This window comes from Mesorhizobium sp. M0768 (assembly GCF_040320195.1).
In the GTDB taxonomy this organism is placed as follows: domain Bacteria; phylum Pseudomonadota; class Alphaproteobacteria; order Rhizobiales; family Rhizobiaceae; genus Mesorhizobium.
The window spans coordinates 236,945-250,053 of the sequence record NZ_JAMYPD010000006.1 but is presented as its reverse complement, the minus strand read 5'-3'; the positions used below and the strand labels follow the sequence as shown (position 1 = coordinate 250,053).

Here is a 13,109-nt window from a genome sequence, read left to right as displayed (position 1 = left end):
AACCGGCCGTTCGCGCAGAACAACTGGTTGCCTGAGAACGAGTGGCGCAGCGGCGAATGTCCCAGTTTAATTGCCTGTGGGGATTTCGGACGAAATCCCTGGCGCAGTAGCAAATTTGCGCCAAGACTGTCGTTATCGCGCGAACCGCCCTGCTTTCAAAGTTGCACATTCCTTGGCATGTTCCCAATCCCTGCCGTCTTTGACATCATGGCGAGGATGCGGAATGTTAAAAGGCAGAAAGCCAACAATGGGAGTAAGTCATGACGATCTACAAGAGTAACGGCGACCGCGTTCCCGATCACGTCCTGGCCATGGCCGAAGACGCCAAGGCAGGCAAGATGGATCGTCGCGAATTTCTGGCTCTCGCCAGCGTCTTCGGCGCGTCGACGGCGATGGCCTATGGCATGCTTGGCCTTGCAGACCCGACGCCGGCCAAGGCGGAAGAGGTGAAGGGCAAGAAAGGCGGCATACTGAAGGTCGCGCAATGGATCAAGGATCCGAAGGATCCGCGCAAGTCCGACTGGTCGGAAATCGCCAATGCCGAGCGCCAGGCGCTCGAGCCGCTGGTCAAATACACCACCGAATACACGTTCCGCCCCTATCTGCTGGAGAGCTGGGACGTGAATGACGACGCCACCGAATACACGCTGCATGTGCGCAAAGGCGTCACCTGGAACAACGGCGATCCGTTCACCGCAGACGACGTCATCTTCAACCTCAAGCGTTGGGCCGACAAGAAGGCCGAAGGCAATTCCATGCCAGGTCGCCTCGGTTCGCTGGTCAAGGACGACAAGCTGGATGAGAGCGCGGTGACCAAGGTCGATGACCACACGATCAAGCTGACGCTCAGCAAGCCGGATATCGCCCTCATTCCCAACGTGTGCGACTATCCCGGCCTCATCGTCCACAAGACGTTCGACGAAAAAGGCGGCGACTTCAAGTCCTGCCCGATCGGCACTGGGCCGTTCGAGCTGGTCTCCTACGATGTCGGCCAGAAGGTGGTCTACAAGCGTCGTGAAGATAACAAGTGGTGGGACGGCGAGGTCTTCCTCGACGGCATCGAGTTCATCGACTACGGCACCGATCCGGCGGCCATGGTCAGCGCCTTCGAGGCAGGCGAAGTGCACACCAACTTCGAAACCTCGGCCGACTATGTGTCCATTCTCGACGGCATGGACTTGGCGAAGTCGGAGGTCGTCACCGCGTCGACGATCGTCTGCCGCACCAACGTCACCAACAAGCCTTACGGCGACCAGAAGGTTCGCAACGCCCTGCAGCTCGCGGTCGACAACAATGTCGTCCTCCAGCTCGGCTACGGCAATGCCGGCACGGTTGCCGAAAACCACCATGTCGCCCCGATCCATCCGGAATACTATGAATTGCCGAAGATTGCTCGCGACCCGGCCAAGGCAAAGGCGCTGATGGCCGAAGCCGGCCAGGCCGATTTCGAGCACGAACTGATCACGGTCGACGAAGACTGGCACAAGAACACAGGCGATGCGATCGCCGCGCAGATGCGCGACGCCGGCATCAAGGTCAAGCGTACGGTGCTGCCGGGTTCGACCTTCTGGAACGACTGGACGAAGTATCCGCTGTCGATGACCAACTGGAACATGCGGCCGCTCGGCGTCCAGGTTCTGGCGATCGGCTATCGCACAGGTGAGGCCTGGAACGAGACGGCCTGGTCGAATCCGGAGTGGGATGCCAAGCTCAACGCTGCGCTGGCAGTTGCCGACGCCGCCAAGCGCAAGGAAATGATGAAGGATATCGAGCAGATCCTGCAGGATTCCGGCATTATCATCCAGCCTTATTGGCGCAAGCTCTACAGCCATTCGGTCAAGGCGGTGCAGAACTATAAGATGCACCCGACCTTCGAGCGCGACTACGGCAAGGTCTGGCTCGACCAGGCCTGACCGGACGATCCGGAAAGGGGCGTCTCGCCCCTTTCCCTCGCTCTTTGCATGGTCCTGGACCGGAAGTCGGCGCAGCAAAAAGTTGCGGACTCTTCGGCCTGGGTCTGCAATAAAAAGGGTATTGCATCTGGGACTGGTCTGAAGGCTTGTTCTGCCGCTGGCGGCAGCGCACGGCTTGCAAACCGGTTCCACCCCCCAACCCGACCGGCAGGGGACCGCCATGCTTTCTTTCGTTATCAGGCGTCTCGGCACCATGGCAGTGACGATGCTGTGCCTGACGATGATCGTCTTCTTCCTGGTCAATCTCGGGCCTAATCTGAAGAAGCTCGCGATCAGCCAGACCGAAATGCACACATCCGCCGAGCAGCTTGAGGCTTGGCTGGTCAACCATGGCTATCGGCAGAATTTCTTTATCCGCTACGGCCAATGGCTGGGCATCATGCCCAAGCAGCCGGTGACCGACCCGGCGACCGGCAAGCCCGCACAGCGTTTCTCCTTCTGCAACGATCCGGTCGTGCCGACATTCTCCGGCATCCTGCAAGGCGATTTCGGTTGCTCGACCAAGTTCAAGACGACGGTCGCTTCGAAACTCTTTCCGGCGCTCAGCGCCACCGGCATCCTGATGCTCTGCGTGCTGGCCGTAATGGTGCCGATCTCGCTTTTGATCGGTATTCTCGCCGGCATGCGCGAGGGTTCACGCACCGACCGCACATTGTCGGTGGCTTCGATCGCCTCGACGGCGACGCCCGAATATGTTTCGGGCGTCATCTTCACCGTGATCTTTGCCTCCTGGCTCGGCGTGCTGAACGGTTCGGCGGCCTCGGCCAGCCAGGGCATCACCTTCTATAATTTCACCTTACCGGTGATGACGCTGGCGATATACGGCATCGGCTACATCGCTCGCATGACCCGCGCCTCGATGGTGGAGGTGATGACACAGCAATATATCCGAACCGCCCGGCTGAAGGGCCTCTCCTTCGGCAGCGTGGTGATAAAGCACGCTCTGCGCAACGCGCTGATCGCGCCATTCACGGTCATCATGCTTCAGTTCCCCTGGCTGCTCACCGGCGTCGTCATCGTCGAGGTGATGTTCCGCTACCAGGGGTTCGGCTACACCCTGGTCGAGGCCGCCGGCAACAACGACATCGATCTTCTGCTCGGCTGCTCGCTGGTCTCGGTGTTTATCGTCCTGATCACACAGCTCATCTCCGATGTCGGCTACGCGTTCCTCAATCCGCGCATCAGAGTTCAATAGGAGACCGGCGGATGCAGGTCGAATATCTCAGCGCCTTCAACGTCGTACTCGGCGTGCTTACCCGCTTCTGGCCGGTCTGGATCGCTCTCGCCCTGGTGATGGGGGCGAGCTTCGGCTACAAGAAGAAGCTAGGCCTTTACGGCCAGCTTTTCGACAGCGGCGTCGGCATCGTCGGCGTCGGCATCTGCCTGTTCTGGCTGTTTACGGCGATCTTCGCGTCGACCATCTCGCCCTTCGATCCGCTCGCCCAAGTGCCGATCATGAAGGACGCGCTGCCGGGCGCAATCGAGCCGGGGTCGAAACTTGTATACTATTTCGGGGGCGACAAGCTCGCCCGCGACGTGTTCTCCCGCATGGTCTATGGCAGCCAGATCGTGCTGATCATCGCGCCGGCGGCGACCGGTTTTGCGCTGATGGTCGGCATTACGCTCGGCCTGCCGGCCGGCTATTATGGCGGCAAGATCGATACGGTGCTGTCCTTCCTCGCCAACCTTGTGCTGGCCTTCCCGGTGATCCTCCTGTTCTACCTGCTGGTGACGCCGGGCATCATGGACACGCCGATCCCCTACGCGATGGCAGGGCTGTTCTTCCTGTTTCCGATCATCTTCTTCAGTGTGCTGTTCTGGACGCGCTACAAGAACCGCCCCGACCGCCTCTATATCCTGCTTGGCCTGACATTGGTACTTGGCGGCTGGATCTATGCGGGCCTTGTCTTCGATGCCGATCCGTTCAAGATCATCCACATCGATCCCAACCAGCTCAACATCTTCGTGGCGGTGGTGTTCGCCTCCAGCCCCGGCGTGTTCCGCATCGTGCGCGGCCTGGTCATGGACATCAAAACGCGCGACTATGTTGCGGCGGCACAAACGCGCGGTGAATCGCCCTGGTACATCATGCTGTGGGAGATATTGCCCAATGCGCGCGGGCCGCTGATCGTCGACGCCTGCCTGCGCATCGGCTACACCACGATCCTGCTCGGCACGCTCGGCTATTTCGGGCTGGGACTGGCGCCGGAAAGCCCGGACTGGGGCACGGCGATCAAGGATGCCAGCCGGCTGCTGCGCTCCTTCATCCACCCGGCGCTGCCGCCGACGATCGCATTGATGTCGTTCGTGCTCGGCCTCAACCTCCTGGCGGATTCGTTGCGCGAACAGTCTATGAAAGATTGATGCCGGGAAGATCGATGCCGGGTTCGGCCCGACATGCCTGAAGAACAAGGATTGGAGCGACCCATGAACGAGGCAGTTCGAAATCCCGCCAAGCCGACCAATGGGCCGATCATCGAGATCGAGAACCTGTCGATCTCCTTCTTCACCCGCAAGGGCGAAATCCCGGCGGTCATGGATTTTTCCTGCACGGTCATGCCTGGCGAGGCGATGGGTATTGTCGGCGAATCCGGCTGCGGCAAGTCGACCGTGTCGCTGGGCATCATGCGCGACCTCTCCAACATCGGAAAGATCGTCGGCGGAAAGATCAAATTCCAGGGCAAGGACATGGGAGAACTGTCCGACGAGGAACTGCGAGCTATCCGCGGCAACAAGATCGCGATGATCTACCAGGAGCCGATGGCCAGTCTTAACCCGGCGATGAAGGTCGGCCAGCAGCTGATGGAAGTGCCACTGATCCACGACAAGGTGTCGAAGGACGAAGCTTACAAACGCGCCTTGGAAATGGTGCGCGCGGTGAAGCTGCCGGATCCCGAGCGCATGATGCGTTCCTACCCGCACCAGCTTTCCGGCGGTCAGCAGCAGCGCATCGTCATTGCCATGGCGCTGCTGTCGAAGCCGGCGCTGCTTCTGCTCGACGAGCCGACGACAGCGCTCGACGTGACGGTGGAGGCCGGCATCGTCGACCTGGTCAAGGGGCTGGGCGAGAAGTTCGGCACCTCGATGATCTTCGTGTCGCACAACCTCGGCCTGATCCTGGAGACCTGCGACCGCATCACGGTGATGTATTCGGGCGAAGCGGTGGAGACCGGCAAGATCAAGGACGTCTTCGACCGGATGCGCCATCCTTACACGCAAGGCCTGTTCCGCTCGATCCCGTTGCCGGGCGCCGACAAGAATTCGCGGCCGCTGATATCCATCCCGGGGCAGTTGCCGCTACCGCACGAGCGGCCGAAGGGCTGCAATTTCGGCCCGCGCTGCCACCATTTCGTCGAGGGCGTCTGCAACGCCGCCGAAATTCCGATGATCGCGGTCGAAGGCCATGACGGGCATTTCTCGCGCTGTGTGCGCTTCAACGAGATCGACTGGGAGGCGCTGCCACCCGGCGCCAAGAAGGTCAACGAGCGGGTGGTGCCCGGTGCGCCGGTGCTCCAGATCGAAGACCTCCGGAAGTACTACAAGGTCGGCGGCAGCGAAGTGTTCGGCTCGAGCGAGGGCCGTGTCGTCAAGGCCAACGAGACGATCTCGTTCATGGCGCGCGAATCCGAGACCGTCGCGATCGTCGGCGAATCCGGCTGCGGAAAATCGACCCTGGCCAAGGTGCTGCTCGGCCTCGAAACGGCAAGCTCCGGCCGCGTCAAGCTCGGCAATAAGGAGATCCAGTCGACCGGGATCGAGAAGCGCAGCGTCGACACGGTGTCGTCGATCCAGATGGTGTTCCAAAATCCGTTCGACACGCTCAATCCCAGCCATTCGGTCGGTTCGCAGATCATCCGTACGCTGGAAAAGTTCAACGTCGGCGACACGGTGGCCGACCGCCGCAAGCGAATGCTGGAATTGCTCGACCTGGTGAAGCTGCCGAGGGCGTTCGAGTCGCGCAAGCCGCGCCAGCTTTCAGGCGGCCAGAAACAGCGCATCGGCGTTGCCCGTGCCTTTGCCGGCGACGCCAAGGTGGTGGTGGCCGACGAGCCGGTCTCGGCACTGGATGTGTCGGTCCAGGCCGCGGTGACCGAGCTCTTGATGGACATCCAGCGCAAGAACAAGACGACGATGCTGTTCATCAGCCACGATCTGTCGGTGGTGCGCTACATCGCCGACCGCGTCGTCGTCATGTATCTCGGCTATATCGTTGAGCAAGGCACGACCGACCAGATATTCGCGCCGCCCTATCACCCCTATACCGAGGCATTGCTGTCGGCGATCCCGATCGCCGACACAAGCGTGGTCAAGAAGCACATCGTGCTGGAGGGCGACATCCCTTCGGCGATGAACCCGCCGTCCGGCTGTCCGTTCCAGACGCGCTGCGGCTACAAGAAACTGGTGCCGGACAACCTTTGCGAAACCATGGTGCCGCCAGTCAAAAATCTCGGCGACGGCCATATGAGCCTGTGCTGGCTGTCCGACGACGTGCTGGCGAAAATGGAGCCGGTGATCAAATTCGACAAGGAGCACGCCGCAAATGAGGGCGTGCCGGATGATGCAAACCACGGTGTTGGCCCGGGCTTTGCCGGAGATCCGCCCAAGCGCCCGCATGGAAAGACTGGCAGCGTTGAAGCCGATGCCGAGGGCCAGGCAGTGGAGAATGCCGAAGCGGTCGCCAAAGCCCGCCGTCACGAGGTTCGCGACGAGGTTTCAGAGACCGGCACCTCAAGCTCTGCCGACAGCGCGGTGGCACCAATCATGCCGCCGACTGTCGGCGACGGCCGACAGGCCGAGGACGCCACGCGCAAGCCGCGCAAACCCAAGGGCGGCTGAGAGCCGTTAATAGGCTAGGGCGCGCATTGCCGTAGCTGCGCGGCGTAGTCCTGCGCCATCTGTTCGGTGGCATGCGCATAGCGCTGCACGTCGGCGTCGCCGCGACTGCCGCGCTTGTAGGCATTCCAGCCGAGATAGTAGGCGAGATACAGATTGTAGGTGTCGTTGCGGGCGACGCCGAGCGTGTCGGCGGTCTTGGAATGATACCAGCCGACGAAATCGACGGCATCGGCAAACCTGGTGCGGCGCGCCGCCCAGCTTCCGGTCTCGTTCTGGTATTGCGCCCAGGTGCCGTCGAGCGCCTGCGAGAAGCCGGTGGCGCTGGAGATATGTTTCCAGGGAATGAAGCCCAGCAGCTTGGTGCGCGGCGGCCTTGCGTTGCTCTTGAAGCCGGATTCCTTGCGCACCGTCGCCATCAGCACGGGAACCGGCACACCGTATTTCTGCTCGGTTCGTTGTGCCGCCGCCTGCCAATTGTCGAACCAGCCGTCATTCTGGTCGAAAACGGCGCACACATCGTTGATATGGTTCGGTGGCGTCGCGCAGGCCGAAAGCGCCAGCGGCGCGGCAATCGCTATAATTTTACTAAAACTCGACCTACGCATCGGAAGAGCATTAGGCCGAAAACATAAAAGGAATCTTGCTGTCTTCCTTAACGGCTCATCGGCCGCTTGGCCGACACTGAGCAGGTATAAACATTCCGACGTTTGTTGTCGCTTTTACCGATGTGAAATTCCCGCAATGGCGCCTTGGCTAAAATCACGCCCGCAGGTGGCGGATTCTTGACAGCTCGATCCTCGTGCCGGCGCTTTGATGCGCGGCATGAGCGAACCAAGACGCAAGCGCGGCGCCGAGCGAACCAGCAACAGGGGACCGACCGCCATCCCGCAACTGCCGCTCAGGCGGGTGACAAATCCTTATCCGCCGATGGCGATGCTCTCGGCCGACCAGATCGAGGCGATCCACCAGGCGTCAATGCATATCCTGGAGAATTTCGGCATCGAGGTGATGAGCCCGCGGGCGCTGTCCCTGTTCGAGAAGGCCGGAGCCAAGGTCGATCATGCCACGATGAACGTCCGCATCGATCGCGGCATGATCGAGGAAGCGCTGAAGACGACGCAGTCCAGTTATACGCTGACGCCGCGCAATCCCGCCCATGCCGTCCACCTCGGCGGCAATACCATCAACTTCACGCTCGTCGCCGGGCCGCCGAATGTGCACGACATGGAGCGCGGCCGCCGTGCCGGCAATTTGCGCGATTATTCCGATCTCGTCCGGCTGGCGCAGCATTTCAACTGCATCCACATGCTAGGCAACCAGGTCTGCGCGCCGGTAGAATTGCCGGCGAATTCCCGTCATCTCGACACCTATTTCGCCAATCTGACACTGACCGACAAAAGCTTTCACGTCTCGGCCATCGGCCGCGGCAGGGCGCTCGACGGCATCGAAATGATGGCAATCGCGCGCGGACTGACGCTTGATGAGATGCGCCACGATCCCGGCGTCACCACGATCATTTCGGTCAATTCGCCGCGCCGCTTCGACGAGATGATGGCCGAGGGGCTGATGACGATGGCCGAGTTCGGCCAGTCGGTGGCGGTAACGCCATTCACGCTGATGGGAGCGATGAGCCCGGTGACGCTTGCCGGCGCGCTCGCCCAGCAGAATGCCGAGGCGCTGTTCGGCGTGGTGCTGACGCAGCTCGTCCGCCCCGGCGCGCCGGTGATGTATGGCGCCTTCACCTCCAATGTCGATATGAAATCGGGAGCGCCGGCGTTCGGCACGCCTGAAAATACCAAGGCGAATATCGCGTCCGGACAGTTGGCGCGGCGTTACAACCTGCCTTATCGCACAACGCCGGGCTCGGCTTCCAATGCCGCCGACGCGCAAGGCGCCTATGAGACGCTGATGGCGCTGTGGGGCGCGGTGCTCGGCCATGGCAACCTCGTCTACCATGCCGCCGGCTGGCAAGAGGGCGGACTGACAGCGTCGTTCGAAAAGTTCATCATCGACGTCGAGATGATCCAGCACATGATGGAGTTTTTGCGCCCGATCGAGGTCAACGAGGCCGAGCTTGCCGTCGAGGCTCTGGGTGCGGTTCCGACCGGCGGCCACTTCTTCGGCGAGCCGCACACGCTGGAGCGCTACGCCACGGCCTTCTACCAGCCGATGCTGTCCAACTGGCAGAATTTCGAGGCTTGGCAGGAAGCTGGTGGGCTAGACGCCACGGCGCGAGCGACGAGGCTGTGGAAGAAGGCGCTGGAGGACTATGTCGAGCCGGTGATGGAAATCTCCAGACGCGAGGCGCTTGAGGCGTGCGTGGCCAAGCGCAAGGAAGCGATCGGGGCGGGCGAGCCTTAAGCGCCGCTCGTCTTGTTCGGCTTCATTCTCTTCTCCTCCAGAATCATGAAACCCATCCAACTCTTTGAAACGACGAGAATCCCATGAAATCGCATGCAAAGGTCGTTGTTATCGGCGGTGGCGTTGTCGGGTGCTCCGTGCTGTTCCATCTGGCCCGGCACGGCTGGACAGACATCGTGCTTCTGGAGCGCGATGAATTAACCTCCGGCTCGACCTGGCACGCCGCCGGCGGCATGCACACGATCAATGGCGATCCCAATGTCGCCAAGCTGCAGAAATACACAATCTCGCTCTACAAGGAGATAGAGGAACTGTCCGGCCAGGCGACCGGCGTGCATTTGACTGGCGGCGTCTTGCTGGCAGCGACGGAGGCGCGGCTCGACTGGCTGCGCGGCGTCGTCGCCAAGGGCCGCTATCTCGGCATCGAGCTCGAGGAGATATCGCCTGATGAGGCGGCCGAGCTGATGCCGTTGCTCGATCCCAAGCAGTTCGTCGGTGCCGTGCGCAACAAGGAGGACGGTCATCTCGACCCGTCCGGCGTTACCCACGCCTACGCCAAGGCGGCGAGGAAGCTTGGTGCCGAGGTCGAGCGTTTCACCAAGGTCGAGGACATTGTGCGGCGCGCCGACGGGTTGTGGCGCGTCATCACCAACAAGGGCGAGGTTGTGGCCGAACATGTCGTCAATGCCGGCGGCCTGTGGGCGCGTGAGGTCGGCCGCATGGTCGGGCTGGAGCTGCCGGTGCTGGCGATGGAGCACATGTACCTGATCACCGAGGACATGCCGGAGGTCGCCGCCTGGAACCAGAAGACCGGCACGGAGATCATCCATGCGGTCGACTTCGACGGCGAGCTCTATCTGCGCCAGGAACGCGGCGGCATGCTGATGGGCACTTATGAAAAGGCCAACAAGCCATGGTCCGAATTCCAGACGCTATGGAATTTCGGCCACGAACTGCTGGAGCCCGATATCGACCGCATCGCACCGTCGCTGGAGGTTGGCTTCCGGCATTTCCCGGCGTTCCAGAACACCGGCATCAAGCAGATCATCAACGGACCCTTCACCTTCGCGCCGGACGGCAATCCGCTGGTCGGGCCGGTGCGCGGCCTGCCGGGGTTCTGGGTGGCCTGTGGTGTCATGGCGGGGTTCTCGCAGGGCGGCGGCGTCGGCCTGGCGCTGTCGAACTGGATGATCGAGGGCGATCCCGGCGCCGACATCTGGGCGATGGATGTGTCGCGCTACGGTGACTGGGCCACGATGGCCTATACCAACGCCAAGGTGCGCGAGAATTATTCGCGGCGGTTTTCGATCCGCTTCCCGAACGAGGAACTGCCGGCTGGGCGACCGCTCAAGACGACGCCGGTCTATGATCTGTTGTCGGCCGAGGGCGCGCAATGGGGCGTCGCCTATGGGCTGGAAGTGCCGCTATGGTATGCGCCCGAAGGGGTCAAGGACGAATTCTCCTGGCGCCGCTCGAGCGACTTCGAGCATGTCGCGAAAGAAGTGGAGACGGTTCGGCAACGCGTTGGTCTGTCGGAAATCTCGTCATTCGCCAAATACAGAGTGACCGGCGAGGGCGCAGCAACCTGGCTCGACAGTATGCTCGCGTGCAAATTGCCAAGGCCCGGCCGCATGACGCTGGCGCCGATGCTGAAGGAAGACGGCAGGTTGATCGGCGATTTCACGCTGGCCAATCTCGGCGGTCCAAATTCTGCAAGCAAGGATTGGTTCCTGGCCGGCAGCGGTGTCGCCGAGCAGTACCACATGCGCTGGTTCGAAGCGCATCTGCCGAAGGACGGCTCTGTTAACGTCGAGGCGCTGGGAGCAAAACTCACCGGCCTGTCGATCGCCGGGCCGAGCGCGCGGAACCTTCTTGAAAAGGTCACACGATCTGACGTGTCGAATACGGCCTTTCCGTTCATGGCCATCAGCAGGATGGATATCGGCATGGCACCGTGCCTGGTCGGGCGCGTCAGCTACACCGGCGACCTCGGCTACGAAATCTGGGTGGCGCCGGAATATCAGCGTGCCGCCTATCAGGCGCTGATGGCGGCGGGCGAGGAATTCGGCATCGGCCTGTTCGGCTCGCGCGCGCTCAATGCGCTGCGGCTCGAGAAGAATTACGGCTCATGGGCGCGCGAATACCGGCCGATCTATGGGCCGCTGGAGGCCGGCCTCGACCGCTTCGTCGCCTATGGCAAAGAGGCCGATTTCATCGGCAAGCAGGCAGCACTGGCAGAGCGCAAGCAAGGCGGCAGACTGCGGTTGCGGGCCTTTGTCGTCGATGCTGCCGATGCCGACGTCATCGGCGACGAGCCAATCTGGTATGGCGGTGCCGTGCGCGGCTGGGTCACGTCGGGTGGCTACGCGCATCATTCAAAAAAGTCCGTCGCCATCGGTTACGTGCCGAAAGAGATCGCCGATGAGGCCAACGGTTTCGAGATCGAGCTATTGGGCAAGCGTTACGCCGCACGTATGCAGCAGACACCGCTGTTCGACGCCAATTTCGAGCGGATGCGCGGTTGAGGAACCGAGTGGCATGGCGAAGTCGCCGTGCCGGTGGCACGATGAAAGGGGGAGGACGATTTCGCGATAGTGAAAATTCTTTCGCGCGGTGACCTTTGGTTTTATTGTCGAGCTGCGGCGGAAGGCTGGGCAATTGCTTCGGAGGTCCACCATGCCCGATGTGTATGCGCAGATCACAACCGCTGATCCGGCTGTTGTCGCGGTTCTTATCAACGCGATGGAGTTGCGGGCCGCAGACCCGCGCCAGAAGGCAATCCGCCACTCGTTTTTCTCCTCGATCGATTTTCCGGAAAGGGCACGCGTCCTCGAAGGCGGCTGCGGCTCGGGACCGATCAGTCGCGAGCTTGCGCGCTGGCCGGGGGTGAACGAGGTTGTTGGGCTCGATCCGTCGCCGATATTTCTGGCGAAGGCGCGCGAGCTTGCCGCGGATATCCCCAACCTGAACTTCGTCGAAGGGGATGCCAGGTCGCTGCCGCACGAGGACAACTCGTTCGATGTGGTCATCTTCCATACCTGCCTGACCCATGTGCCCGGTCCCGAAAAGGCCCTGACGGAATCGTTGCGCGTGCTTCGCCCAGGCGGCTGCCTGGCGATCTTCGACGGCGATTACGCGACGACGACGGTCGCCATCGGCGATCATGATCCGCTGCAGGATTGCGTGGATGCCGCAATGGCGGCGCTGGTGAATGACCGCTGGCTGACGCGCCGGCTGCCGCTGCTGGCGAAATCGGCGGGCTTTGTCGTCGAAAAATTCGACAGCTACGGCTACGCCCAAATTGCCGCGCCCGACTACATGCTGACTCTGGTCGATCGCGGCGCCGATATTCTGGCCGGCTGGAAGCGACTCGACAAGGCGCTTGGCGACGGGCTGAAGCACGAGGCGCGCCGGCGTGTCGAAGCCGGAGAGTTCTTCGGGTTCATCGCCTTCGCGGGCCTGATTGCGCGCAAGTCGGCCTGAGCGCGCGCTGATCCGCCCGGCTACGATGTTTTGCGGTTGTCCAGTGCCAGGGCGCCGGGGCCGGCGAATACCAGATAGAAGAAGATGAAGCAGAAGGAGATCGCGGCATCGCCGCCATTGTTGACCGGGAAGAAGCTCTGCGGCATGTGCGCCATGAAATAGGCGATCGCCATCTCGCCGCTGAGAAGGAATGCCACCGGCCTGGTGAAAAGCCCCAATACCAGCAGGATGCCGCCTCCGAATTCCAGGATGGCCGCGGTCAGCGATAGCCCGCTCATGGTGCCGGCATGGTCGCCGACGGGGAAATTGAACAGTTTCTGGGTGCCGTGCTCAATGAACTGCAGCGCCGTCATGATGCGCAAGGTGGCAAGGGCGAACGGTTGATATCCGGCGAGGCCTTCGAAAAGCTTCATCTACGACTCCATTTTCACCTAGCCCGGCCATAGGTCATCGCCA

General features: G+C 61.7%; 9 protein-coding genes. 7 read left to right on the top strand and 2 right to left on the bottom strand.

Features of this window, described 5'->3' with window-relative positions; translation table 11 throughout:
* Positions 1 to 260 precede the first annotated feature (260 nt).
* The 4 genes from NKI08_RS11340 to NKI08_RS11325 all read left to right on the top strand — a co-directional run bounded on the left by NKI08_RS11340 (position 261) and on the right by NKI08_RS11325 (position 6,809).
* On the top strand, positions 261 to 1,913 hold the full coding sequence (locus tag NKI08_RS11340; RefSeq protein WP_352769169.1) for an ABC transporter substrate-binding protein: 1,653 nt from the start codon (positions 261 to 263) through the stop codon (positions 1,911 to 1,913).
* Between the two features lie 220 nt (positions 1,914 to 2,133).
* Complete coding sequence (locus NKI08_RS11335; protein ID WP_352453204.1) at positions 2,134 to 3,168, top strand: ABC transporter permease; 1,035 nt, start codon at positions 2,134 to 2,136, stop codon at positions 3,166 to 3,168.
* An 11-nt stretch (positions 3,169 to 3,179) separates the two neighbouring features.
* Positions 3,180 to 4,337, top strand: a complete 1,158-nt coding sequence (locus tag NKI08_RS11330) for an ABC transporter permease (RefSeq protein WP_352456230.1) — start codon at positions 3,180 to 3,182, stop codon at positions 4,335 to 4,337.
* A gap of 63 nt (positions 4,338 to 4,400) precedes the next feature.
* The gene (locus tag NKI08_RS11325; RefSeq protein ID WP_352769165.1) at positions 4,401 to 6,809 is read left to right on the top strand and encodes a dipeptide ABC transporter ATP-binding protein; all 2,409 of its coding nucleotides are present in this window, start codon (positions 4,401 to 4,403) and stop codon (positions 6,807 to 6,809) included.
* Positions 6,810 to 6,823: 14 nt separating this feature from the next.
* On the opposite strand, the gene NKI08_RS11320 is transcribed toward NKI08_RS11325, so the two are convergent.
* On the bottom strand, positions 6,824 to 7,414 hold the full coding sequence (locus tag NKI08_RS11320) for a transglycosylase SLT domain-containing protein (protein WP_352453201.1): 591 nt from the start codon (positions 7,412 to 7,414) through the stop codon (positions 6,824 to 6,826).
* 217 nt (positions 7,415 to 7,631) lie between these two features.
* On the opposite strand from NKI08_RS11320, the gene NKI08_RS11315 reads away from it, so the two are divergent.
* The 3 genes from NKI08_RS11315 (at position 7,632) to NKI08_RS11305 (ending at position 12,653) form a co-directional block, all read left to right on the top strand.
* A complete protein-coding gene (locus NKI08_RS11315) occupies positions 7,632 to 9,170 on the top strand; it encodes a trimethylamine methyltransferase family protein (protein WP_352769162.1) in 1,539 nt (512 codons plus the stop codon).
* An 83-nt stretch (positions 9,171 to 9,253) separates the two neighbouring features.
* Positions 9,254 to 11,695 carry a GcvT family protein gene (locus tag NKI08_RS11310; RefSeq protein WP_352769159.1) on the top strand — a complete coding sequence of 814 codons (2,442 nt, stop codon included), beginning with the start codon at positions 9,254 to 9,256 and terminating at the stop codon, positions 11,693 to 11,695.
* Positions 11,696 to 11,846: 151 nt separating this feature from the next.
* The gene (locus NKI08_RS11305; protein ID WP_352473532.1) at positions 11,847 to 12,653 is read left to right on the top strand and encodes a class I SAM-dependent methyltransferase; all 807 of its coding nucleotides are present in this window, start codon (positions 11,847 to 11,849) and stop codon (positions 12,651 to 12,653) included.
* Between the two features lie 20 nt (positions 12,654 to 12,673).
* Here NKI08_RS11305 and NKI08_RS11300 read toward each other — a convergent pair whose 3' ends face one another.
* Positions 12,674 to 13,066 carry a DoxX family protein gene (locus NKI08_RS11300; protein WP_352769157.1) on the bottom strand — a complete coding sequence of 131 codons (393 nt, stop codon included), beginning with the start codon at positions 13,064 to 13,066 and terminating at the stop codon, positions 12,674 to 12,676.
* Between the last annotated feature and the right edge of the window lie 43 nt (positions 13,067 to 13,109).

What these genes read in the sequence shown, in the direction of transcription:
- NKI08_RS11315 (WP_352769162.1), top strand. Translation starts at nt 7,632, where the DNA reads ATGAGCGAACCAAGACGCAAGCGCGGCGCCGAGCGAACCAGCAACAGG.
- NKI08_RS11310 (WP_352769159.1), top strand. Translation starts at nt 9,254, where the DNA reads ATGAAATCGCATGCAAAGGTCGTTGTTATCGGCGGTGGCGTTGTCGGG.
- NKI08_RS11325 (WP_352769165.1), top strand. Translation starts at nt 4,401, where the DNA reads ATGAACGAGGCAGTTCGAAATCCCGCCAAGCCGACCAATGGGCCGATC.
- NKI08_RS11340 (WP_352769169.1), top strand. Translation starts at nt 261, where the DNA reads ATGACGATCTACAAGAGTAACGGCGACCGCGTTCCCGATCACGTCCTG.
- NKI08_RS11320 (WP_352453201.1), bottom strand. Translation starts at nt 7,414, where the DNA reads ATGCGTAGGTCGAGTTTTAGTAAAATTATAGCGATTGCCGCGCCGCTG.
- NKI08_RS11330 (WP_352456230.1), top strand. Translation starts at nt 3,180, where the DNA reads ATGCAGGTCGAATATCTCAGCGCCTTCAACGTCGTACTCGGCGTGCTT.
- NKI08_RS11300 (WP_352769157.1), bottom strand. Translation starts at nt 13,066, where the DNA reads ATGAAGCTTTTCGAAGGCCTCGCCGGATATCAACCGTTCGCCCTTGCC.
- NKI08_RS11305 (WP_352473532.1), top strand. Translation starts at nt 11,847, where the DNA reads ATGCCCGATGTGTATGCGCAGATCACAACCGCTGATCCGGCTGTTGTC.
- NKI08_RS11335 (WP_352453204.1), top strand. Translation starts at nt 2,134, where the DNA reads ATGCTTTCTTTCGTTATCAGGCGTCTCGGCACCATGGCAGTGACGATG.